Consider the following 22,676-nt stretch of genomic DNA (forward strand, 5'->3'; position numbering starts at 1 on the left):
CCCTCTGTATAGACCAGAGAGATACTTAACGGGTGTGCGCAGACATACTTTACACAGTATGGCACTCTTTCTGAGTAAAGAAGGAGGTGCCTCATGCCTTGGAAGGAGAGTACTGTTGTGGATGCTAAGCGTGAATTCGTCGCTTTGGCGCGAGCGCCGGGGGCGAACATACGCGCGTTGTGTCGACGCTTTGCGATCTCGCCGCCCACTGGCTATGCCTTGCTGCATCGTTACGCCGAGGAGGGGGAAGGGGCCTTCACGTCCCGCTCGCGACGGCCGCACCATTCGCCGCGGCGCACGCCGTCTGCGGTGGAGGCGGTCGTGGTAGAACTGCGCAAGCGCCACCCGGCGTGGGGCGGTCGCAAGCTCCACCACGCACTGCTGAACGCCGGTCACACGGTGGTTCCCAGCCCCAGCGCCATCACCAACATCCTCCATCGGCACGATCTCATCGACCCGGTGGAGCGAACGCACCGGGACTGGCAGCGCTTTGAACACCCGTATCCCAACGACCTGTGGCAGATGGACTACAAGGGTCACTTCGCCGTGGACGCCGGGCGCTGCCACCCGCTCACCGTCCTGGACGACTGGCTTGGAAAGCAAGACACTCATTCCCGCTTCGCCGTGGGTCTGTGGGCCTGTGGGGACGAGCGGGCAGACACGGTGCGGGCATGTCTGACGAGTGCCTTTCGCCGCTACGGACTGCCGGCGCGTATGCTGATGGACAACGGGTCGCCGTGGGGCAGCAATGCCGCGCACCCGTACACCAGGCTTACCGTCTGGCTGCTGCGGCTGGGCGTGTCGGTGAGCCATGGTCGCCCCTACCATCCGCAGACCCAGGGCAAAGAGGAGCGGTTCCACCGCACCTTGCAGGCTGAGGCGCTGCAAGGCAGGCGGTTCGCCGACCTCGCGACCTGCCAAGCGGCCCTGGACCGCTGGCGGGACGTCTACAACCTGGAACGACCGCACCAGGCCCTCCACATGGCAACGCCCCTGAGCCGCTACGCGCCGAGCCGCCGCTCCTTCCCCGAGGAACTCCCCCCGATCACGTATGGCGACGGCGACGAGACGCGCAAGGTGATGGCGGAAGGTTGGGTCAACTTTCAGGGACGAGAGTTCCGCGTCGGCAAGGCGTTTGTGGGTTGCCACATCGGCCTGAGACCAACCACCAGTGACGGCGTGTGGAGTGTGTGGTTCATGACCCACCACATAGCAGAGCTGAACCTGCGCGGACCTCTGCCCCGTGTAAAAATACCAACTCATGTGTAAAGTATGTCCTCGTACACCTGTAAACTATGTGTCAGGTCTATACACCCTCTCCCCAGGGAGAGGGGGTCTTTCCTGCCTTCCAGCTTTGGGTGCGCAGAGATCGCTCCCGGGAAACGGCGTCGTCTTGGGTACCGACTTTGCGTGCTCGAAGGTCTCCCCAGGGAGAGGGAGTCTTTCCTGCCAAACAGCTTTGGGTGCGCAGAGATCGCTCCCGGGAAGCGGCGTCCTCTTGGCTACCGACTTTGCGTGTGCAAAGTTCTCCCCAGGGAGAGGAGGTCTTTCCTGCCTACTAGCTTTGGGTGCGCAGAGATCGCTCCCGGGAAACGGCGTCCTCTTGGGTACCGACTTTGTGTGTGCAAAGTTCTCCCCAGGGAGAGGAGGTAGACAGTACACCACCGGCCAGAGCTATGCTGCCCCTGCCGCACTCCCGGAATCGAGGGTCTCAAGAGGGAGGCAGCCATCCACCTTGTGTACGGTGTTGCGCGCAAGTTTCATTGCGTGAGGTCGAACAGCATTCGAGCCTCGGCTGGCTTCCGTTTTGGGTGGTTTTCGTGCCGTTTACTCTAACTTGCTCACAGCGGACAAGCGGGGTACACTTGCGCTCAATGCAGCGTCCCTGACGAAGTCATCCTTCACCGTCCGAACAAGCGCAGCCCATGGCAACTACGGCACCGTCGTCCGCGAGCTTCTTTACCCTCTCGTGGATTGCGATGTCCGCCTTCTTCGTCATCCTCTTCTTCAATGTCGGCGCTGCCAATCCGCCGCGCGCGCAACTGCCAGTCTACGTTGAGAGCGCGCTGGCAGGTGCGCCGATTGTCACCTCGATTGTTCAGTCGACGTTTCACGTCGTTTTTGCGGCGATGCTCTTGGTTGGCGGTTTTCTCGCCGACCGTTTCCGTCCCAAGCGAACGTTTGTCATCGGGTTGCTCACCCCTGCGGTTGCCGGATTCCTGTTGATCGCGCAGGAGGTCTGGCAACTCGTGCTTGTGGCGGCGCTCACGGGCACCTTCTTTGCGCTGCACGCGGCCGGCAGTCGCGCCTACCTCGTGCTGGCGGTGCCGCTCAAACGCATGGGACTGCTCGGCAACCTCTATGAGCTTGGATTCACGTTAGGCGCGGCTCTTGGCAATGCCGCCGTTGGCGTCATCGCCGCAAGGTCGGGCTTTCCACTCGCCGGCATTGTCATCGTAGCCTTGGGCTTCCTCACCGCCCTTGGCGCGCAGCTTTGGCTGCCGTCGGTTACGCCAAAGTTTGAGAGCGCTGAGCCCATTACTCTGGGGAGCTATTGGCAGATGGTGCAGCGCCGCTCAGTGCAACTCTTGCTTCTGCTGCGCGGTCTACCGACGATCTATTGGGCCACGGGGCAACTGGTGATTGGCATCCAACTCCTGCGCTTGACGGGGTCCCCCGTGGCGCCGGCGCTCTTCTATGCGGTGAGTCTGCTGGCAATCGGTACTACCATGATGCCGGTGGGCTGGGCCTCCGACCGGTGGGGCAGCGGCCTGCCGGTTCTCGCGTCTACGGTGCTCGTAATCATCGGGGCGGTATTGGCGGCCATATTCGTAAACGACGTCTGGGGACTTGTCTGTGGGGCTTTCGTTGGGCATTTGGGCGCGTGGTGGCTTTCCGGTCTCTTTCCGCTCCTGGTCGCCGAAAGCGGCGCGCACGATGAACAGGGCCGCCTCGTCGCCGTCACGGAGATGGCTTGGAACATTGGCGCGGTGGTGGGCGCTTTGGGAGCGGGAGCGCTCTTAACCGTTCACCTCAGCGCGCCGTTCCTGGTGGCGGCGTGGCTGAATATTCCCACGCTTTTCATTGCCATGCTCGTGGCGAACGGCGGACACCGGCTGGTGACCGACAAGCCCGTGGCGGCACTCGAAACCGGCTAGAAAACGCCATACCAGCAGGAGAAAGGTACAGCGAATGGTTGCAGGCTTGCGCGCGCGCATGGGCCGGTTCGCCTCATGGCGGTCGGTCGTGATCATGTTCGGGCTCCTGTTCGTGAATCTCGTATTTATGAGTCCGGCGCAGGGCCTGATACCGGTTTTCGTTGAGAAAGAGCTGGAACAGCCGCCGTTCTTTACGGCGATCGTCGTTTCGATGCATACGGCCGTCTATGGCGTCATGCTGCTGGTCGGTGGCGTGCTGGCCGACCGGCTGGGCGCGAAGTGGACGCTGGTGCTGGGGTTCTGCGGCGCTATCGCCGTGGGTCTCATGCTGCAAATGAAGACTGTGTGGCTGCTGCTTGTCATTGCGCCGGTGTACGGCCTGCTCTTTTCGTTCATGACCACCGGCAGCCGCACGTATCTCGCACGCGCCCTGCCCTTGGGGCAGATGGGCATTGGTGGCGCATATTATTTCTTGTGCCTCACGATTTCCATGGCAGTGGGCAGCGCAATTGGCGGCTTGATTGCTGACACCTGGGGGTTTGCCAAGCTGGGCCTGATTGCCATCACTGCCGGTCTGGTGCTGGTGCCGCTCACGGCATGGTTGCTGCCTTCAGTCGAATCCGGTAGCGAAGAACCGGACTCTGATGAGAGTGCCGAACAGCGGAAGGCTGCGTTTTCGGACTACCTTGGGCTTCTGCGCGACCCAAGAATTCTCTCCCTGTGCGGACTGCGCTTCTGCGCTACTTACTTCTACGGCACTATGAACCTGCTGCTGGTGTTGCAGCTCTTCCGGCTCACGGATTCGGTTACGTTTGTGGGGGTTTACGGCAGCGCCATTCTCTTCATCATCGGTCCGACCCAGCTCATTATTGGCTGGGCTGCCGATAAGTACGGCCGGAGCGGGCCGGTTCGCATGGCAGCCGTTTTCGTGTTGAGTGGCGCGGTTCTCATCACACTCTTCATTAATGACCAGTGGTTGCTTGCCGCCAGCGGCTTGTTGGCAAACATGGGCGCGTGGTGGTTCTCCGGTCTCTATCCAAAACTCGTGGCGGAGGCCGGTTCGGCAGAGGAACAGGGCCGCCTCATTGCCATTACGGAGTTCTTCTGGGCGGTGGGCATTCTGGCGGGCACGCTCATTTCCGGCACGTTGGTGTCAGTGTTCCTGCGACTACCTTTTATCGTCTGCGTAGGGGTTACGATTCCTATGTTCCTCCTGGCCATGTTGGTGGCGCGGGGCTATCATCGCGCGCCTGATAGCGAGACCGTCGCGTCCGGCTGAGCCCGCCAGGGAGAGGGTCGGGGTGAGGGGATCCTTGCTTACTCGGTTTCTCTCTCCCTGTAGGAGACCTTTGCGGAACTCCTCCCCGACGGGCTGACAGGGGTATGTATTCTATAATCGACTTCACATGTCATTCCGAACGGAGCGCAGTGGAGTGTCGCTAAGAGCGCGGAATCTAAAGCACATCTCCGCAAATCAGCATTTTTAGATTCCTCGCTGCGCTCGGAATGACATTTACATACCCCTGTCAGCCTTCGACGGGGGAAGATGGGACAGAGTAAACGGATTGACGGTATGCTACTATAAGCTGTACACGCACCTCTGGATTCCTCGGTTTCTCAACCGCGCTTTTGCCGGAATGAGGGTGGTTAATTGCCCATATGCGATAGCCCTGGGTGGAATATTGACCCAATACTTCTAAGGAGAGTACAATACATGCATGTATCGCATCTTACACCCCCACCGTGTGAGATGTGACGAGCGTTGTGCTCATAGCTGTTGGCGCTATTGGTTCGTGCAATGGTAGCGTCCACTGCTGGAGCCGCGGCCTATGAGTCATGAAACTTAGGGTTGCCTTTGTTTTCATGGTACTGCTACTGGCCGTTTTGGCTTGTAAGTGCGGGATCGCCACCTTCATCTGCTCAGACTAAGGCCGCATTATCGCCATCTGCTTAGCTTCGGCCGCGTCGGAGCATTAGTGCGGCAACACGCATAGTCCACCCCACCTTAATGACCCCGTGCTATGTCTTGGGATCTAGCGCGGAGCCTTGATTTCCATGGAGGTATCTGATGGAAAGCAATTCAATTCCTACTGTTTTTCTCGTGATTGGACTGCTACTCTACTTTCTCCCCTTCAGTGTGGCCTTGCTCCGGCTGCACACTGGCCGCACAAAGATATTCTTTGTGAATCTCCTGTGCGGCTGGACGGCTATAGGTTGGGTTGTTGCCATGCTCATGGCGCTGGATGTCATCAACGCTAGAAAGCCGCTGTAGTAACTCTCTACGCCGCCGCTTTCACCGCCCGCTCCATGAAGTCTTCGAAGAGTATTCCTGACTGCCCCCACCCTACAAACCCCGATCCTGAAACTCCTGATTCCGTTATCTGGCTCGTTGATTCGGGAACGGTGAGGCTCACTCTTACCCTAGCCCTCTTCCTGTGGCGGAGGGCATTCTTGGATACAGGAAAGTGGGAGTCTTTGCACCCAACCATAGGGTTAACACGTGTTCCTTTCCGCGGAGCATTGGGATATATCCCTATAGCCGGGGTGTATAATCGGTAGCATACAGTGTCCATGAGAGTTGAGGGAACGCAGCACTATGATCATCGACGTCCACGTTCACTCGCGGCTGGGGCCGGACCCGCATGGTTTTCAATACTTGCTGGAGCAGGCGGCAGCGCTGGACGTTACCCTCTGCGTGAACAGCTTGAGCCCCAAAGATGGTACCGGCATGTCGTACGATCCGGGAAGAGATGAAGTGAAGCGGTGTAACGATTGGACGGCCGAGCTGGCCGCCGCGCACCCGGAGCGCATCATCCCCATGTGGTACCTCAATCCCGCGCACGGCGACTTTGCCTGCCGAGAGCTTGAAGAGCGTGTGGCCGCTTACCCCGGCCAGCAAGGCGTGAAACTCTGGGTAGCGGTGCGCTGCAACGATCCGCGCCTGGATCCCATCATGCGCCTCTGCGCGAAACACAAACTGCCGGTGCTGCAGCACACATGGTTCAAGGTCACGGGTAACCTGCCCGGTGAGTCCACACCGATGGACCTCCGCGTGCTGGCGCTGCGGCATCCCGACGTGAGCTTCTTCTGGGGGCACTGCGGCGGCGATTACGAGTACGGCGCTAAGTGCGCCCGCGGATTACCCAACGTCTACATGGACCTGGGTGGCGGCGAGGCGATGAACGGCTATGTCGAATTGCTGGTGGAGCATGAGACCGCCAACCACATCGTCTTCGGCAGCGACGCGCCGGGGCGCTCATTGGTGTCCCAGCTTGCCAAGGTGTGCGGGGCGGATCTGAGCGAGGAAGAGCAGGACAAAATTCTCTTCCGCAATGCCCAAGCCCTCTTCGACCAACAGAAACCCGCCAACGGAGCAACGTCATGATCGATGCCAACGCGTACATTGGCAATTGGCCGTTCCGGCAACTACGCTACACGACACATATCGCGTTACTCGACAAGATGGACGCGCTCAGCATTGAGAAGGCCGTCGTGTCGTCGCTCGAAAACGTCTTCTATAAAGACCAGCTTGCCGGCAACCGCCACTTGCATTCCGAAGTGCACCACCACGCCGACCGGCTCCTCCCCGCTTTTACCATCAACCCGATGTTTCCCGGTTGGGAAGAAGACCTCGCCATCTGCGTGCGGGAATTCGGCATGCGGGTCATGCGGCTGCATCCCAACTACCACCAGTTCGCGCTGGACTCAGCGGAGGGCGCGGCGGTCCTGGCAGCGGCCCGGGCGCACAACTTTGTGGTAATTCTGACAACCGGATTGGAAGATACGCGCCATCACCACCCGCTCGTAAAGGTACCCGACGTGCCCAGCGCGCAGGTTGCGGCGGCAGTTTCAGCGTTTCCCGACGTGCGGTTTCTTGTCGCAGCAGAGAGATTCACGGGCATTAACGCCGTCTGGTCGGAGGCTACCCACACGGAAAACCTGCATTTCGAGATTTCCCGCGTGCAAGGGCCGGTGGGAGACATCGAGAAGCTCTGCAGAACAATGGGCGCCGACCGCGTGCTCCTCGGAACCAACCTGCCGCTGCACGTGCCCGAAGCCGCCACGCTGGCAATTGCGCATGCAAATATAGCCGCCGACGCACGCCGGATGATCGAGCAGGAAAATGCCGCGAGACTATTCGGCCTCTAGTCGGCGTGCCCTTGGGCGCTTGGCGGGCAGAGGCAATCAACTATTCGATTGATGTTTGGGCACCCACTAACCTTGTGGCCGTAGTACTAGCTGCCATTAAAAGTCATGAGGTGCCGCGAACGCCCATTATTCTTCAAGGTACAAGTCTGCAATCCGCCCCAACTGCTGGGGACAGCCTGGCGAATGCCTGAGCGCGGACTTGCAATCGAATGGTAACTGCGTCGTACGTCATACCCTCACGTTCGTTATGAAGAGGGTGCTTCTCTGCCTGCCAAGCCTTCGCGCAAGCAAGGGAAACTCTCGGTACCGCTATAGTCTCAGCCAACGCCTTCTCAGACTGACAGTGTAAGCCGTCTTTGTCCTCCAGGGGGGCTTTGGCGAGTCTTGGCAGAGCGAACGAGACTTGGCTGTGTCGACAAAGAGTTACACTCATTCCCTCTTCCGAGGGACTATCTTTGGCAAACGGCATGCGTTGTGCAAGGGATTCCAACGGCAGCGGAACTCTATCGCCTATGCCAGGTTTTCTTGCAGGCCTCCACTTAAGTCAACAAAGACTGCGGCACTTCTCTCTCAGAAGTCCGGCAACCTATGAGTCCTGCTGGTGAGGCAGTTCATTGCAGCCCCATTAGGAGACCTTTGCGAAACCTGAGCGGAAGCGAGAGCGTTCCCTCTCCCTCGACGGGAGAGGGGGTGCCCCTGCTTGAAAGTGGGGTTATGCAAAGGTCTCCATTAGGGCTATACCCACTGGCCGTGCTACGTTACGCTAGGTGAGTTGCCAGGTGGTTGGGTCCAAGCCCACGTCGCGGGCGGCGGCACAGAGCTTCTCCCATGTAGTTTCGTCGATGGGGATTCCCGTCTGCTCGCGCTCGCGTTGTGCACGGTACTCCGGTTCGCTGGCAACCAAAACCTCATCGACACCGGCTGCCGGGCGGCTCGTCTTTACGTGGCTGACGAGCGTGTCAATCTCATCATAGAAGAACTCAGGTTCCACAAACTGGGCGATGTCATAGGCCGTCATGTGCACACCGTTGCTATCCACGCGCATGTCGCCGGCGGACATACCCTGGCCGCTCAGCCCGCCGCCGCAGATTTCATTCATCATGCTCAGCGCAGTGCCTTTGTGCCCTAGGGGACCGCCCAGCGGGAGCACAGCACCGCGCGGTTCGTCCCAATAGTCGCTGGGATCGGTGCTGGGGTTGCCTGCCGCATCCACAATCCAGCCCTCAGGCAGCGGCTTGCCCTGGTTGGCGGCCACTTTGATCTTGCCGTCAGCGACAGTAGAGGTGGTCATGTCCACAAAGAATGGCGGATCGGCGCGCCGTGGCGCCGCAAAGGCCAGCGGATTCGTCCCGAGACGGCCGTCGATGCCACCGAACGGCGCTACTTGAAAGCCCAGTCTCCCGGCATTGACAAAGATCAGGCCGATCATGCCGGCCTCTGCCACCATGTGCGGATACTCCCCGACTCTGCCGATGTGGCTCGCATTTCGCAGCGAGACACTGGCTATGCCGTACTGTTGCGCCTTCTCTATCAAGAGCTTGGTGGCAAAGACCGCGCCCACCTGACCAAACCCGTTGTTGGCGTCCACCACCGCTGTGCAGGGATGTTCGCGCACAATCTCCGGTACGGCTTGCGGGTCGACAACCTGCTGTTCCGTTACTGCGCGCCAATACTGTTCCATGCGTACGACGCCGTGAGAGTCATGGCCGTAGAGGTTGGACTGCACGAGGTGATCAGTGACTATGCGGGCATCTTCCCGGCGGCAGCCCAGAGCGGTGAAGAATTCGTAGCCAATGCTGCGCAAAGCGTCGGCGGTAACGGTAGGCACAAACGGCTCCTTTCGGCATCGCGTGAGTTTTGAAGGTTCGGTTCTTGCTCGTGAAGGTCCACGTATTGGGTTACAGTGCAGGCTCTGTGAACTTATGTCAAATACGCCGGTTCAGGTTGGTACGGTGAAGATTCCCCTCACCCCGGCCCTCTCCCCAAGGAGAGGGAGTCTTCTCGCTAGCCGGCTCGGTTTGTGCAAGAGTCTCCCCAGAGAAAGGGAGTCTCCTCGCCTGACGGCTTGGGTTGTTCAAGAGTCTCCTCAGGGAGAGGAAGTTTTCGCAAAGCCACTGTCCCAAGTTACGCATTGGACTGGAAGCCCGCCCCTGCCCTGCCCGTTATGCGGGGATCGCCGGGTGGGAACTCTCCGCAGGGCAGCGCTTGTATGTGTTAAGTGATTTGTTGACAGATTTGAGAACAAAAGCAACTGAACGCAGTACTCTACATGAACAGTACACATGTCATTCCGAACGGAGCGCAGCGAAGAGAGGAATCTAAAGATGTTGAGCCTATTGGGCGACACGTTGCATGGGCCCTAGATTCCTCGCTCCGCTCGGAATGACATGCACCATCAACTCCTCAGAATGGAAAGCGGATTCTGTCAACGAATTACTCAACTCTTACAGGAATGACATGTATGCAGGCAAGCGCAGAGTCTTGCTCCCGTGATTCTTCTATCAAATCTGTCAACGAATTACCTGACATTTACAAGCGCTGACTACTGCATCTATCCTGCCACAGTGTCGGGACTGTCACACGTGGAGTACTGCAGCAGTCCGTAATGGTCACTGTGTTCAGTCTGCGGCGTCACGCGAGGCGAGTTCCCAAGTGTCTGGTTCCAAGCCCAATTCCCGGGCCGCGGCGCAGAGCTTTTCCCAGGTGGTGTCGTCGATGGGGATTCCCGTCTGCCCGCGTTCGCGCTCCGTGCGGAATTCCGGTTCGCCAGGAACCAGAATCTCATCCACGCCGGGCGCGGTGCGGCTAGACTTGACGTGGCTGACCAGGGCTTCCACCTCAGCGTAGAATGCCTCCGGATCGGTGAACTGCGCGATATCGTAGGCCGTAATGAGGACGCCGTTACTGCTAAAGCGCATGTCGCCTTGGGACATGCCCTGACCGCTCATTCCTCCCCCGCAAATCTCCATCATCAAGCTGAGCGCAAAGCCTTTGTGCCCCAGGGGACCGCCCAGCGGAAGCACGGCCCCGCGCGGTTCGCCAAAATAGTCATGCGGGTTCGTGCTGGGGTTGCCCTCCGCATCGACAAACCATCCCTCTGGCACCGGCTTGCCTTGATTGGCGGCGATGTAAATCTTGCCGTCGGCGACCGTGGATGTGCTCATGTCCACAAAAAGCGGTGTGTCGGCGCGCCGGGGCGACGCGAAAGCCAGCGGATTCGTGCCCAGGCGACCGTCGATGCCGCCAAAAGGCGCCACCTGAAAGCCCATCCGACCGGCATTGACGAAGATCAGGCCGATCATGCCGGCCTGCGCCACCATGAGTGGATACGCGCTCAACCTGCCAATGTGACTCGTATCGCGCAGTGAGACACTGGCCACGCCGTACTGCTGCGCCTTTTGTATCAAGAGGTTGGTGGCGAAGGTCGCGCCCACCTGACCGAACCCACCATTGGCATCCACCACCGCGGTGCAGGGATATTCACGCACGATGTCCGGTACTGCTCGCGGGTCAACACGTTGTTCCTCCCAGACGGCGCGCCCATACCTTTCCATGTGCACGACACCATGGGAATCATGGCCGAAGAGGTTGGACTGCACCAGGTGATCGGTGACAATTCGGGCGTCAGCGGGGCGGCAGCCCACGGCGGCGAAGAAGTCGTAGCCAATACGGCGCAAAGCATCAGCGGTGACGGTAGGCACAGCGGCTCCTTTCGGCGTTACACCAATTGTGACTTGAGTAGGTGTTATGGTATGGCTTCGCGCCAGTTGGACGGCTTTTCGTTCCAGGCTGCGGCCTCGCGCTAGGCGGGTTCCCAGGCGGTTGGGTCGAGGCCGATGTCACGCGCTGAGGCGCAGACTTTCTCCCACGTGGTGTCGTCTATGGGAATGCCGTTGCGTTGGCGTTTGCGCTCGGTACGGAATTCCGGCTCACCGGGAACCAGTATTTCATCGACGCCGGGCGCAGTCCGGCTCGGCTTGACGTGTTTGACCAGAGCTTCCACCTCGTCGTAGAAGAAGTCCATGTCCGTGAAGTGCCCGATGTCGTAGGCGGTAAGCAGGAAGGCGTTCGCAGGCGCGCGCGAGTCGCCGGCAGCCATGCCTTGACCGCTGAGGCCCCCGGCGCAGAGCTCTACCATCATGCTCAGCGCATAGCCTTTGTGGCCGAGTGGACCGCCCAGCGGCAAGATTGCGCCGCGCGGTTCGTCCCAATAGTCCTGCGGATCGGTGCTCGGATTGCCATCTCCATCGATGATCCACCCTTCCGGCAGCGGCTTGCCGAGATTAGTTGCCAGGCGAATCTTGCCGTCGGCGACCGTGCTCGTTGTCATGTCCACCATGATGGGCGGGTGGGAACGGCGCGGCGCGGCAAAAGCCAATGGATTCGTCGCCAGGCGGCCGTCTATGCCGCCGAACGGCGCAACTTGGATGCCTAAACGGCCGTAATTGACGTAGGCCACGCCAATGAGGCCGGCCTGGGCAATCATGATGGGGTAGGCTCCCGCTCTGCCGATGTGGCTCGCTCTGCGCAGTGCGACACTCGCCAGGCCGTACTGCCGCGCCTTCTCTATGGCCAACTTTGTGGCAAGAGTCGCGCCCACCTGCCCAAACCCGTTGTTGGCGTCAATCACCGCCGTGCAGGCGCGTTCGCTCACGATCTCGGGCGTTCCCTGGGGTTGGACGCGCCCTTCGTCCACGGCGCGCGCATACTCATACATGCGCAAAATGCCGTGGGAGTCATGGCCGTAGAGGCTCGATTGCACCAGATGGTCGGCCACAATCTGCGCATCATCGGGACGACAGCCGAGTGCGATGAAGAATGCTTGGCCGATGCGGCGCAGGGCGTCAGCGGTAACGGTCGGCACGAACGGCTCCTTTCGGCATCACGCTAGTCGTATCTGCGCAGGTATTTTTTGATTGGTTAGCTGTGGGCTGTACGGCGATTCTAAGAGGAATGGAATAGGCTTGCTTTGCGCAGTGTCATCGCGGGACAGCGTCTTTTCAGGCGGGGACAAGCCCCCGCGCTACGGCCTCCGTCATTCTTCGTCCGGTAGCGCAGGTTTGCAACCTGCGCACCCAGGCCAGCCCACAATCCGAGCGAAAGCCGAGTACCATCATTGCCGCCAGGCAGTGCGCCTTGCCAGGCGGGGGACAAGCCCCCGCGCTACGATCCTACGTAAATCTACTCGCCGGCAGGATAACCGGCAACCCGCTCCACCAGCGCGTCCACCGCGGCTTCTTCCATGATCAACTGCGGTCCGTGGGGAAAGTCGGCGTGCTTTGCAAAGCGGCCGCGCCGTTCGAGCGCGCATTCCCAGCCATCGTCGTTATGCTCGGCGCGTGTGATCTGGAGAACGTACCCGTTAGCGAAGGGCACCGTGTACCGCTCGTTGATGCGCAGGCACCAATCATTGGGCAGTTCCTTGCGAAACACGCGCCACGACAACTCAGGTTGCCATACTCTCTGTCGCACTGCCATCGTTCACGCTCCCTTGGTTTTATACTCAAAGCACATGATACTGTGTGACAGTTTGCACGTACAGCCTCCGTCAGGCGCAGCTAGCAAACGTGTCCTGAGCACTTCGGCAGGCCTGTGCTGAGCCTGTCGAAGGGAACACACTGCCGGATTACGCACAGCTTTTGCTCCTGCACGCTGTGCGGGATAGAATAAAGCAAAGCAGCGGTGCGCGGCCTGCGCTATGCAGTGCGCGCCCTATGCAGATTCACAAGCAATCGCCGCAGAAAATGAGCAAATATGTTTGACATCGGCCTGCCGGAACTTATGATCATCCTCCTGCTGGGCCTGGTCCTCCTGGGACCGGACCGCCTGCCGGGGGTAATTCGTCAATTTTCGGGGGTTGTCCGCATGCTGCGCTCGAGCTACAGTGAAGCACTCGCCACCTTCAAAGACCAACTCGGCGACGTGCAGGAAGACATCGACGCCATCCGTGGCGAAATATCCTCTATTCAAGGTGAAGTGCGCTCTACCGCGGAGGACGTGGAGAAAGATGTAAAGGAAGTTGAGAGTGAGGTCAAGACTGCCAGCGCTGATATAAAGCGCGATCTCGATGAAACGGCGAAGGAGGCTGCTGCGACGCGACCGGACCAGGTCGGCGCGGAAGCCGCGGCGCCGCCGGTAGTTGCCAGCGTGGCTTCCTCGCGGCCCGCTATAAGCGAACGCGGCGCTGCCTGGACGCCCCAGGGAACCCAGACGGGCGGCGGCTCTCCGTTGCAGCAAGACCTCTTCGCCGGTCTGATGCGCAGCCTTAAGGCGCGGCTTGGCGAAGACTGGCTGGTGGAACAGGCAGCGATCTACCGTGATCTCGGCACGCGCGCCGCCGAAAGGAACGCGGAAAAGGAACAGGACGTTGCGGCGCTAGTGCGCACGTGGGCGGACATGCACCGCAACTCGCTGCCGGAGGGCAGTTTGCAGATCATTGAGACCGGTAGAGACTATCGCGTGCGCATGCGCCAATGTCCCTTTAGCTTTACCGAAACAGATGACGTGGAACTGTGCCGGTCGTGCGGCGCGTATGACCTGGCTTATCTGGAGGAACGCACGGCTGAGGCGAAGTGGGAGTCGCACCTGACGGCAGGCGATCCCTGGTGCGAGTTGGTGTTTGCCAAACCGCCGCCACCGCCCAAGCCGGAGCCCGCTGAAGAGGCGCCGGCAGAAGAACCCACCGCCACGGTCAACGGGGATGCTGTGGTTGCTACCGAAGACTCTACGCAGACCGTCGAGCCACAGGCTGCGGCGGCGAGCGCAGTCGACCCTGTCGCTGCAGGATCGGAATTCAGTGCTTTGGCACAGGCATTTCGCACCACTGCAGAGGATGCGGATTCGCCGGAGCCCGCTGCCACAGACGTTCCGGACGTGGCAGCGGTTGATGAGGCCAAGCTAGCGGTCCAGAACGACGATAGTGCACAGGCGTCCGCAGTGGATCCAGTGGTTGCTGAAACGTCAGCGGATGCCGATGCAGATTCCCCTACCAAGACCGCCGGCAGAACCGACTCCGGCAAGAAAGAAGCCGCCCCATGAGGGTGGAGACTTTCGTCCGGGGTCCGCTGCTAAACAACGTCTACCTCCTCTGGGACGAGCACAGCAACGAAGCGGCCATCATCGATCCCGGCATCCAGAGCGACGATCTGCTACAGAACATCCAGGACCTGCAACTAAACCTGCGCTATGTTCTCAACACTCATCGCCACTTCGATCACGTCGACAACGATGAATTCTACCGTGAGCAGACCGGCGCTCCCATCGTATTGCACCAAGACGACGCGGCCATGCTCAAAGACCAGCTAGGGATTGAACCGGACATGCTGCTGCAGGGCGGCGAGGAATTGGCGTTGGGCGGCCTTACCATCCGGACACTCCACACGCCCGGCCATTCCGCAGGCGGGATGTGCTTCCTGGTGGAGGACCACCTGTTTGCGGGCGATACGCTGTTTGCCGGCTCGGTAGGCAGGAGTGACTTCGAGGATAGCGACGGTGAACTGCTGCTAAAGGTCATCGCAGAGAAGATCCTGCCGCTGCCGGACGCGACCCGCGTTCTCCCCGGTCACGGCGATGAGACTACCGTCGGCGCAGAACGCGCCGGCAATCCCTTCCTACAGGGGTTTGTGGGGTAGACTTTTCCAGGCAGGAGCTACACGGGCAGGCGGTTCAATGTGGGATTTCCTTGCCCGCATGGTGTGCACACTCGTCCGTTCGTAAGATTGGCACTCTTTCCGTTCGGCCTGAGCTTGTCGAATTCCGTTCGGCCTGAGCTTGTCGAATTCCGTTCGGCCTGAGCTTGTCGAAGGCTGAGCGGAAGACTTGGTTGAATCTGGGTTCTATGAGGACTGCTTCTTGCGGCACCTGGCTATACTACGTTTGACGACTATTACTGCGCCGATTGAAGACATTGGAACAACCATCAGAACCAGTGAGGAGCTTGACCGTTCGTACTTCGACAGGCTCAGCACGAACGGTCAAGCATTGCCATACGAGCTTCTGAACTTCATGCGGGGAACGCTTCCAAGCACTCCTGCAAGGCACGGTATTCGCGGTACAATAGTATGTGCTGGCGAAAAGCAAATTCACAGGTTGAAGGCCAATCTTTGAGACAGTCGCCACCTCACTAATGTTGGGCAGGCTGCACGTTCAATGAATTGGCGCATACTCCCGCGCACCGACGAAGAGTGATCACGGCACCACTGGGGAAATTGGAGGTCTAGCAACATGAACAATGAGCAGACGCACGAACACGACCATGACCACGAGCATCATCAGGGGCGCTCGATTATCTCCCGGCAGCCGCATCGACCGCCGCCGTGCGAGGCGGATGACAATGAGGCGGAAGCAGCGGCACGCCAGCAAGATGAGGCACACGCCCAAACGGGTGAGGGTGGCCATGCCGAAGCACACGGCCATGCCGGAGAAGGCGTGGTCCACGCCCACGACGAGCGCCAGCATGGGGCTAAAGCAGAAGAGCACGCCCATGACGCCCACGCACACGGCGCGGCCGCTGCAACGTCGTCCCCCGATGAGCATCGCCAGGCCGGCGCGCAGCAGTTTCCCACCATAGAGTGCGCGGTGATCACGGTCAGCGACACGCGCACGGAGCTCGACGACAAGTCCGGCGCGATCATCCAGTCTATGCTGCAGGAGGCCGGCCACGAGATCGTCGGTTACCGGTTGGTCAAGAATAATGCCCAGCAGATTACGCAGGCGCTCACCCACATGCTGGCAAGCCGGGCGCGCTTCGTGATGCTCACCGGCGGCACAGGTCCGGGCACGCGGGATATCACGGTCGAGACCGTGCAATCCCTGCTGGAGAAAGAGCTAACGGGCTTCGGCGAGCTCTTCCGCATCTTGAGTTACGAGGAAATCGGCGCCGCGACCATTCTCAGCCGTGCCACTGCCGGCCGCATCGGCAACAAATTTGTCGTCTGCTGCCCCGGATCCTCGGGCGCCGTGCGTCTGGCGCTGAACGAGATACTCATTCCCGAACTGGCGCACATTCTCCGCGAAATGAACCGGTGAGGCAACCAAATGCGCATACTCTTCCTCGGTACAGGAGCTGCTGAAGGCTATCCGGCGCTTTTTTGCGAATGCGCGCATTGTACTGCGGCGCGGGCGCGCGGCGGACGTAACCTGCGGCGGCGCTCGGCGCTCATGGTGAATGACGACCTCCTGATAGATATCGGCCCCGACTTTGTAGCCGGCATGCATGCGACCGGCGCGAATTTCGGCCGCGTCGCTACCCTGCTCATCACCCATGCCCACGGCGACCACTTTCATCTGCCCAATCTCTACATGCGTCGGAGCAACTTCTGCGCTACGACACCCGCGCAGTTGGAAGTCTTTGGCACTCCTCCCACGACGGAAGCGACGAAAGCTGAGGCCTCAGCGCGCAATCTCTCCGAAGAGGAGTTTCGTCTGCGGCTCAACACCATCCAACCCGGTGATTCCTGGCAGACCGGGCGCTACCGGGTCACCGCGTTCCCAGCGGCACACGCAGAGGAACTCATACCGGTGTTCTTTGCCATCGAAGAGGGTGACCGGACGCTACTCTACGCATCTGACACCGGCCCTTTCCCCGACGAAACCTGGCGGCAACTCCAAGCATTCCGTTTCGACTGCGCAGTCATCGAATCGACAATGGGCATCGGCCCGCCGGGCACGCACCATCTCTCTATGGAGCAGTGCGCCGAACACCATCAAAGGCTGGAAGATGAGGGCTTGCTGCGTCCCGGGGCACGCCGTTTCGCCACGCACTTCTCCCATAACCGGACGCCACCCTATCTGGAATGCGTGGAGTTCTTTGCGCCGCACGGCATCGAGCCCGCGTACGATGGCTTGGTCGTGCAGGTGTAGCCGCTGAAGGTTAGCTCACCATGTGGACTTGCAGGCGAAGCACATAGAAGTCGCTAGATGGTCTCGATGCGAGATTCTTAGCGCCTCTATGACAAGGACTGTGGCTTCAATCTCGTATCTCTAAAGAATTCGAGGGAATCTTAAATCGTACTGGCTTAACTTTAGAGCTTATCGGTCAAGAAGTATGCGAGGGACAAGGCCCACGCTACGTTGTAGCTCTTGGCTTAAGTGATGGCTAGGCAGAATTCACCTTTCATTGCATTGCTATCCAGCGAGCCTCTAGCCCGGTTTAGCTGTCAAACGGTCTTTTAGAGCTCTTTCCTCATCTGTCATTTCGCATTCTGGCACTCGGCTCATTGACAGCAGAGCAGGGATACCACGCCTGCCCATCTCATCCATGTTCAGTTCAATCAAGGAAAGTGCCAAGCAATGAAGAATCTGTACATCACGCGGGAGAATCTCGAATTCATTTCTTAGTTTTCCTTCGTGACTTAGGTCAAAGTATCTTACGCTCAAGTACGAAGAATCATGCCTGTTTAGGCAGACCCTTAGGTCTTTTTCAGAAATGTGTTCAATGTCTTTGGATTGACCGAGCGAATTCATCCTAGTGGTGATGCGATTCCTTATCCCTTCGTTGCCGCCACTCATTCTTAGCATGGCTTTGTATAAGACGTTTGGGTTATGGTTTACGTCATCTCGAATGATTGAGTAGTGAAGGAGTAAGAGAAGGCGCAAAGACTGTTCGATAGAAAGCAGGATCAACTCAAAAGAAACCGTAGGAAAGAAGAAGGCATCAATAGATGGAGGTTTGGCACCGGGCTTTTCAAAGCACCAGACCGATGCTCGTTGGTGGGCCTGCGCTGCAGCCATCATTCGGACCGCAGCGATCTTGATTTCTTCACCGCAAAGTTGCGCTCGCTCTTCCATTTTTGGTGCATTCCTGCGTCTCGCCATTTATGTAGTCTCCGAACCGCGCATCAATTCACCTTTGTCCCATACCCGCCGTTGGGATCCCGTCCAACAGCCGTGTTGTAAGGAGGATAGTAGTAGTGGGGTTCAGCGTCAATCCTAGCCAATGTCGTCCGAGGTCGCTTCCGACAACTTGGCATATTGGAGGCTTGCTTCCGCAACCGCGATGCGTGCGCTATTGAATGTCGCTATGAATTCAAGAGTTTCTATCGGTAAGACGTATTGGCGACAGTGTACATAATTCCTTTTGAATGGAGCGGCAATGCTGACAATTGTGCACACGCTCTAAATTCCATCCCCGTGTCAAGCACGAGGTCTCGGCGCATCCGGGATTCCTTGATAGATAGCTTGGACCGCACTCTCCTCAACCAGTCTTTAGTAGTCCGGTGACAGGGGCGAGTTTCTCTACGCAAGGACAGCGTTTAGAATAATGGAAGAGCGAGGTTACGGAGCCACTGTAAATTGGAGAGCGATGAGCATTTCGCGACGGAAACTTCTAAGTGCACTAAGCTCGCTGCCGGCGCTGCCGCTGCTGGCGGCATGTGGCAACAGTCTGCCGGATTCCATCCGACCCGGCGGCGAGGCCAACGTGCCGACGGTACACGTGGTCGCGCCGAACATTACCCTCATCTCTGCCACCAACCTCATCCGCGCCATCCAGGCCTGGAACGGCGGCGAAATTGATCCTGCCGGCCCTGGTGAGCGATTTCGCATCTCTTTGCAGATAGTTAAGGCACGCGAAGACGGCGGCGTCACGGCCAGCGGCAGCCCGCCGACGTGGACGTATTTTCGCCGCGGCATTGACGCCGAGGCCGCTGCCGGACGTCCGGCGGACGTTGCCATGCTCACCGGCGGCATCTTCACACTGCCCGGCATTGCCAGCCCGTTCTTTGCGCCGCTCAACGACTTTATACAGCGCGACCCGGGCTTTCTCAACGAGTTTGTGACCCCAGCCGTGGACGCCACGACGTTCGGAGGGCGCATCCAAGCGGTGCCAACGGTGTTGGGCGCCGGCGTGATGGCCTGGAGGCCGGACCGGTTTGACGATACCGACCTGCCGCCACCTCCCGCGAAATGGACCTGGAATGACCTCGCAGCGCTGGGACAAGATTTCATGACCGCGGCGCGTGCGCGCAACAAGGACGACTGGTGGGCCATCGGCGAGGGTCTTCACTCGGCACTGTGGGCGCACCTCATGGCCCAGTCCGGCGGGGGCGTGCTGAACATGGAGGAGGGTCGGCTGAGCCTCAATTCCGATAAGACTCGTGCGGCGCTCCAGTGGTGGCGGGATCTAGCCTACACGCACCGCATCATGCCGACGGGCGCCGACATGTCCTTCTTTGACATGACGCGCTTGGCGCCGCGCAAGCGGGCAGCATTCCATCACGCCATGGTCTATTCCGGCGAAAATATCGGCGGCGGCTGGAAAGTGCAGCACTCGCCGTCCTTTGCCGGCAACGCTAACAGCTCGCTCTACGTGATGGACGTCATGGGCATTCACGGCAAGTCGGTGCAAACCGAGTTGGCCTACCAGGCCATCAAGGCGCTCGCGCCCTATGTGTCGTTGCGCTCGATGGTGCCGGCTTGGATTCCCGCCCTCAAACACGTTGAAAACCCCTCCGGCGAACGGCCGGAGCTCGCGTTGGTCGAAGATCGCGTGCCGGTGGTCTTGGAGGCGCTGCGCAATGGGCTGGGTACGACGACGTTGCCCTGGACGGAGGTAGGCACGCTGCTCACCAGAAACCTCATCGAGCCGCTCTACACCGATGAACTCGACGTCGCCGCCGCTACCGAACGCGCCACCCGCGCTGTCGCCAACGCCTTGCCGGGGGTGCTAGTGTAGTGCGCATACTCGACGAGGGCTCGTCGACAGCCGGCGAGCGGTGAGGGTGGGAGTGTAATCCGGCCCACGGACAGCCTGCGCTAGATCAAGCTACCAGCGGCTCCAACCTCTTCAGCAGTACCTCTACGCGCTTGATCCCGTCCTGGACTAAGTCTTCCGATTGCCAATTCTCGTAGAAATTCGTATGCAGCGAATTGGCAATTCTGAACAGGTCACGAAGCTCAGCGTCTTCCGTCTCGTGGTAGATTCTATCGACCGCATCAAAGAGATACCGGTGTCCGTCGAGCTGCCAGCCACGGTGCTGAGCCACGGCTTTCACCGCATGCGCAGCCGCGCCCCAGGCCTTCTCTGAGGCTTGGAGCCGGTCGCCTGTGGCGAATTCTTCTTCCGCTTGGCGCAGGAATTGGCGGCTGATGCGCAGGTGCTCTTCTACTCTTGGGTCCCTGCCGTTAACTCGCGTAGCCACGATGCGCTCCGTGTTCTGGTTGCTGCTCTTCTAATCGTCGTGAAAAGCTACACGCTGCACCATAGCGGACCAAAGAATGGTTTCAGGCTGCCAGCGGCTCCAGCTTCTCTAGCAACACCTTTACACGCTTGATCCCGTCCTGCACTTGATTGTCCGTTTGCCAATTCTCATAGAAGTTCATGTGCAGCGAGTTGGACGCGCTAAATAGGACAAGAACTTCCGAGTCTCCCGTCTCGCAATAGATCTTGTCGATTGCCTCGAAGAGAAAGCGATGCCCGTCGTGCTGCCAGCCGCGGTGCTGAGCCACGGCTTTCACCGCGTGCGCGGCCGCGCCCCAGGCTTTCTCCGAGGCCTGCAACCTGTCGCCTTTGGCAAGCTCTTCTTCCGCTTGGCGCAAGAATTGGCGGCTGATGCGCAGGTGCTCTTCTACCTTGCGATCTCTGTAATTGACTTCTCTCGCCACTATGTACCCCGTGTTCTAACTGCAACCTTATTCGTCGTGCATAGATTCGCGCTGCAATTTAGCGCGTCTATCACCTTCAGCATGTCACGCTACCAGCGGCTCCAGTTTCTCTAGCAGAACCTTCACCCGCTCGATACCATCTTGCACGAATTCATCGGATTGCCAGTCCTCGTAGAAATTCATGTGCAAGGCATTGGCCGTGCCGAATAGGCCTCGCAACTCGGGGTCGCCCGTTTCACGGAAAATGCTGTCAACTGCTTCAAAGAGAAAGCGATGACCGTCGTGCCGCCAGCCTCGTTTTTGAGCAACGGCCTTTACCGCATGCGCCGCCGCGCCCCAGGCCTTCTCTGAGGCTTGCAGTCTATCGCCCTTGGCGAATTCCTCATCCGCTTGGCGCATGAATTGACGGCTGATTCGCACGTATACTTCCACATTGCGATTTCTGCCGTTGACTTGCCTAGCCAAACCGAACCCCTAGTATTAATCCTATTTAATTACACCATGAATTCACTTTATACTGTACCATAACTTAGTTGTGCAAACCATAAATGAATACACGTTTCACGCCTTTTGTCGACGCACCCGCGCTATCTCGCGCTCCGCCTCGATGAGGCGGCGTTGAAAGCGCACGTGAGGGACCGATAGGTTGTAAGTGCGAATGCGCTTGTTGAGCGCGGAAACCCGCTCGCGATAATCCGCCATTGCTTTCTGCCAGCGTGCTTCTGCCGCAGCGCCGGGGTGTCCTGCACTTTCGCAGGCACCGTACATGGACCACGACCGCGCCAGTTCTGCAGCAGCCTCAGCGCAGAGCTTTTCAATCCGCCGGCGTTCTTCAACCCACGGCAAGCTCATGCCGCTGTTGCGCAAAATATGTCGAGCCATCCACAACGCGGGATCCGCCAGCGGGTCTTCCTCCAAGTTCAGGGGCTTACCCTTGCCGGGCAAGTCTGCAAACTTGCCCTCTGCAAAGGCCGTCTGCAGTCGTTCCTCAACCAGCTTGCCCCACTTATCCGTCATGCCTGCCAACCTTCCGGTCGCGAGCCGTCGGCAACCGCCGCCAGCCGTTCCAAATAGCGCGCCCAGCCTTCGTCGTGAATGTCGCGTTCGAGAGGCGGCGCCTGCGCAAAACCGGTCTGTCGCAAGCGCAATGCCGTATCACTGCCATCGCGTTCCAGGGTAAAGAGCACGTGGAGCGGCGGAAACGTCCATTGCCGGTTATGCCACGTGAAGCCAAAGCGGGCGTTAGCTTCATACGCTGTGACCTCCCCGGAGAACACGCTAACCGAGCCGTTCTCGTTGAAAAACACGAACTCCACCGCGCCACCCGGATGCGGCTCGATGCCGGACACCTGCGCAAACCAAAGGCTGATGGCATTGGGATCGGTCAGCAGTGCAAAAACGCGCTGTGGCGAGGCCGCAATCCGCAACGACACTTCCAGCATGTCATCGTGCGCGTCCGCGGAATCGCCTGGCGCGCCGCTTCTTGAGTTGTCTTCAGTTGAGTCTTTCAAAGCATTCAAAAGCGCGTCCTTGGGAATGGCGCCGGGAGGACGTTCCGGCACGGGAAGCCTCTGAGCGAAGTTTGGCATCCACCCTGAGTATACTGCGGACTTGCGGATTTGTAGACTAGAGTGTTGAAACCGCGATGCTATTATTGCGCCATATGTCTGCGCCGCGCCTCGTTTGCCGGCAATCGAAGCTGCTTGTCCATGCTGTGCCTGGACACCCACTCGTGGAGAGGTGACAATGGAGGCGCATGCGACGATT

The 22,676-nt window shown here is 59.3% G+C and carries 22 protein-coding genes; 11 read left to right on the forward strand and 11 right to left on the reverse strand.

Annotated features, from left to right (window positions below):
• Positions 1-93 precede the first annotated feature (93 nt).
• The 4 genes from OXE05_05410 to OXE05_05425 all read left to right on the forward strand — a co-directional run bounded on the left by OXE05_05410 (position 94) and on the right by OXE05_05425 (position 5,430).
• Positions 94-1,269: an IS481 family transposase gene (locus tag OXE05_05410; GenBank protein MCY4436756.1), complete on the forward strand. Its 1,176-nt coding sequence runs from the start codon at positions 94-96 to the stop codon at positions 1,267-1,269.
• A 656-nt stretch (positions 1,270-1,925) separates the two neighbouring features.
• On the forward strand, positions 1,926-3,158 hold the full coding sequence (locus OXE05_05415) for an MFS transporter (GenBank protein ID MCY4436757.1): 1,233 nt from the start codon (positions 1,926-1,928) through the stop codon (positions 3,156-3,158).
• 34 nt (positions 3,159-3,192) lie between these two features.
• Positions 3,193-4,437 (forward strand): MFS transporter, encoded by a 1,245-nt coding sequence (locus OXE05_05420; protein MCY4436758.1) that lies wholly within the window; start codon positions 3,193-3,195, stop codon positions 4,435-4,437.
• 789 nt (positions 4,438-5,226) lie between these two features.
• Entirely contained in the window at positions 5,227-5,430 is a 204-nt protein-coding gene (locus tag OXE05_05425; GenBank protein ID MCY4436759.1) for a superinfection immunity protein, read from the forward strand.
• A gap of 7 nt (positions 5,431-5,437) precedes the next feature.
• Here OXE05_05425 and OXE05_05430 read toward each other — a convergent pair whose 3' ends face one another.
• Positions 5,438-5,572 (reverse strand): hypothetical protein, encoded by a 135-nt coding sequence (locus OXE05_05430; protein MCY4436760.1) that lies wholly within the window; start codon positions 5,570-5,572, stop codon positions 5,438-5,440.
• A 182-nt stretch (positions 5,573-5,754) separates the two neighbouring features.
• Here OXE05_05430 and OXE05_05435 point away from each other — a divergent pair, with 182 nt between their 5' ends.
• The gene (locus OXE05_05435) at positions 5,755-6,543 is read left to right on the forward strand and encodes an amidohydrolase family protein (protein MCY4436761.1); all 789 of its coding nucleotides are present in this window, start codon (positions 5,755-5,757) and stop codon (positions 6,541-6,543) included.
• Entirely contained in the window at positions 6,540-7,307 is a 768-nt protein-coding gene (locus tag OXE05_05440; GenBank protein MCY4436762.1) for an amidohydrolase family protein, read from the forward strand. The genes OXE05_05435 and OXE05_05440 overlap by 4 nt, the downstream gene beginning before the upstream one ends.
• Before the next feature lie 763 nt (positions 7,308-8,070).
• Here OXE05_05440 and OXE05_05445 read toward each other — a convergent pair.
• The 4 genes from OXE05_05445 to OXE05_05460 form a co-directional block, all read right to left on the reverse strand.
• Entirely contained in the window at positions 8,071-9,135 is a 1,065-nt protein-coding gene (locus OXE05_05445) for an Ldh family oxidoreductase (protein MCY4436763.1), read from the reverse strand.
• A gap of 790 nt (positions 9,136-9,925) precedes the next feature.
• Positions 9,926-11,008 carry an Ldh family oxidoreductase gene (locus OXE05_05450; protein ID MCY4436764.1) on the reverse strand — a complete coding sequence of 361 codons (1,083 nt, stop codon included), beginning with the start codon at positions 11,006-11,008 and terminating at the stop codon, positions 9,926-9,928.
• Positions 11,009-11,109: 101 nt separating this feature from the next.
• Positions 11,110-12,171: an Ldh family oxidoreductase gene (locus tag OXE05_05455; GenBank protein MCY4436765.1), complete on the reverse strand. Its 1,062-nt coding sequence runs from the start codon at positions 12,169-12,171 to the stop codon at positions 11,110-11,112.
• A 317-nt stretch (positions 12,172-12,488) separates the two neighbouring features.
• Positions 12,489-12,785 carry a hypothetical protein gene (locus OXE05_05460; protein MCY4436766.1) on the reverse strand — a complete coding sequence of 99 codons (297 nt, stop codon included), beginning with the start codon at positions 12,783-12,785 and terminating at the stop codon, positions 12,489-12,491.
• A gap of 276 nt (positions 12,786-13,061) precedes the next feature.
• On the opposite strand from OXE05_05460, the gene OXE05_05465 reads away from it, so the two are divergent.
• The 4 genes from OXE05_05465 (at position 13,062) to OXE05_05480 (ending at position 17,168) form a co-directional block, all read left to right on the forward strand.
• Complete coding sequence (locus OXE05_05465) at positions 13,062-14,345, forward strand: hypothetical protein (protein ID MCY4436767.1); 1,284 nt, start codon at positions 13,062-13,064, stop codon at positions 14,343-14,345.
• Positions 14,342-14,938 carry an MBL fold metallo-hydrolase gene (locus OXE05_05470; protein MCY4436768.1) on the forward strand — a complete coding sequence of 199 codons (597 nt, stop codon included), beginning with the start codon at positions 14,342-14,344 and terminating at the stop codon, positions 14,936-14,938. The genes OXE05_05465 and OXE05_05470 overlap by 4 nt, the downstream gene beginning before the upstream one ends.
• A gap of 934 nt (positions 14,939-15,872) precedes the next feature.
• Positions 15,873-16,334 (forward strand): molybdenum cofactor biosynthesis protein MoaB, encoded by a 462-nt coding sequence (locus OXE05_05475; GenBank protein ID MCY4436769.1) that lies wholly within the window; start codon positions 15,873-15,875, stop codon positions 16,332-16,334.
• Between the two features lie 9 nt (positions 16,335-16,343).
• A complete protein-coding gene (locus tag OXE05_05480) occupies positions 16,344-17,168 on the forward strand; it encodes an MBL fold metallo-hydrolase (protein ID MCY4436770.1) in 825 nt (274 codons plus the stop codon).
• A 279-nt stretch (positions 17,169-17,447) separates the two neighbouring features.
• Here OXE05_05480 and OXE05_05485 read toward each other — a convergent pair whose 3' ends face one another.
• Positions 17,448-18,095, reverse strand: a complete 648-nt coding sequence (locus tag OXE05_05485) for a hypothetical protein (protein ID MCY4436771.1) — start codon at positions 18,093-18,095, stop codon at positions 17,448-17,450.
• Between the two features lie 514 nt (positions 18,096-18,609).
• Here OXE05_05485 and OXE05_05490 point away from each other — a divergent pair.
• Positions 18,610-19,980, forward strand: coding sequence for an extracellular solute-binding protein (locus OXE05_05490; protein ID MCY4436772.1), 1,371 nt, complete (start codon positions 18,610-18,612; stop codon positions 19,978-19,980).
• A gap of 85 nt (positions 19,981-20,065) precedes the next feature.
• Here the strand turns inward: OXE05_05490 and OXE05_05495 are convergent, their stop codons facing one another.
• The 5 genes from OXE05_05495 to OXE05_05515 all read right to left on the reverse strand — a co-directional run bounded on the left by OXE05_05495 (position 20,066) and on the right by OXE05_05515 (position 22,471).
• Positions 20,066-20,446: a HEPN domain-containing protein gene (locus tag OXE05_05495; GenBank protein MCY4436773.1), complete on the reverse strand. Its 381-nt coding sequence runs from the start codon at positions 20,444-20,446 to the stop codon at positions 20,066-20,068.
• An 82-nt stretch (positions 20,447-20,528) separates the two neighbouring features.
• Positions 20,529-20,909 carry a PaREP1 family protein gene (locus OXE05_05500; protein ID MCY4436774.1) on the reverse strand — a complete coding sequence of 127 codons (381 nt, stop codon included), beginning with the start codon at positions 20,907-20,909 and terminating at the stop codon, positions 20,529-20,531.
• An 84-nt stretch (positions 20,910-20,993) separates the two neighbouring features.
• Positions 20,994-21,329, reverse strand: a complete 336-nt coding sequence (locus tag OXE05_05505; protein MCY4436775.1) for a PaREP1 family protein — start codon at positions 21,327-21,329, stop codon at positions 20,994-20,996.
• A gap of 141 nt (positions 21,330-21,470) precedes the next feature.
• Positions 21,471-21,926, reverse strand: a complete 456-nt coding sequence (locus OXE05_05510) for a DUF1992 domain-containing protein (protein ID MCY4436776.1) — start codon at positions 21,924-21,926, stop codon at positions 21,471-21,473.
• Complete coding sequence (locus OXE05_05515) at positions 21,923-22,471, reverse strand: SRPBCC domain-containing protein (protein MCY4436777.1); 549 nt, start codon at positions 22,469-22,471, stop codon at positions 21,923-21,925. Before OXE05_05515 ends, OXE05_05510 begins: the two co-directional genes overlap by 4 nt.
• Positions 22,472-22,676: the final 205 nt, after the last annotated feature.

Source organism: Chloroflexota bacterium (assembly GCA_026710945.1).
Lineage (GTDB): Bacteria > Chloroflexota > UBA11872 > VXOZ01 > VXOZ01 > VXOZ01.

Bases quoted from the DNA above. Each gene is read 5' to 3' on its own strand.
- OXE05_05410 (MCY4436756.1), top strand. From the start codon at position 94: ATGCCTTGGAAGGAGAGTACTGTTGTGGATGCTAAGCGTGAATTCGTC.
- OXE05_05415 (MCY4436757.1), top strand. From the start codon at position 1,926: ATGGCAACTACGGCACCGTCGTCCGCGAGCTTCTTTACCCTCTCGTGG.
- OXE05_05420 (MCY4436758.1), top strand. From the start codon at position 3,193: ATGGTTGCAGGCTTGCGCGCGCGCATGGGCCGGTTCGCCTCATGGCGG.
- OXE05_05425 (MCY4436759.1), top strand. From the start codon at position 5,227: ATGGAAAGCAATTCAATTCCTACTGTTTTTCTCGTGATTGGACTGCTA.
- OXE05_05435 (MCY4436761.1), top strand. From the start codon at position 5,755: ATGATCATCGACGTCCACGTTCACTCGCGGCTGGGGCCGGACCCGCAT.
- OXE05_05440 (MCY4436762.1), top strand. From the start codon at position 6,540: ATGATCGATGCCAACGCGTACATTGGCAATTGGCCGTTCCGGCAACTA.
- OXE05_05460 (MCY4436766.1), bottom strand. From the start codon at position 12,785: ATGGCAGTGCGACAGAGAGTATGGCAACCTGAGTTGTCGTGGCGCGTG.
- OXE05_05465 (MCY4436767.1), top strand. From the start codon at position 13,062: ATGTTTGACATCGGCCTGCCGGAACTTATGATCATCCTCCTGCTGGGC.
- OXE05_05470 (MCY4436768.1), top strand. From the start codon at position 14,342: ATGAGGGTGGAGACTTTCGTCCGGGGTCCGCTGCTAAACAACGTCTAC.
- OXE05_05480 (MCY4436770.1), top strand. From the start codon at position 16,344: ATGCGCATACTCTTCCTCGGTACAGGAGCTGCTGAAGGCTATCCGGCG.
- OXE05_05485 (MCY4436771.1), bottom strand. From the start codon at position 18,095: ATGGAAGAGCGAGCGCAACTTTGCGGTGAAGAAATCAAGATCGCTGCG.
- OXE05_05490 (MCY4436772.1), top strand. From the start codon at position 18,610: ATGAGCATTTCGCGACGGAAACTTCTAAGTGCACTAAGCTCGCTGCCG.
- OXE05_05510 (MCY4436776.1), bottom strand. From the start codon at position 21,926: ATGACGGATAAGTGGGGCAAGCTGGTTGAGGAACGACTGCAGACGGCC.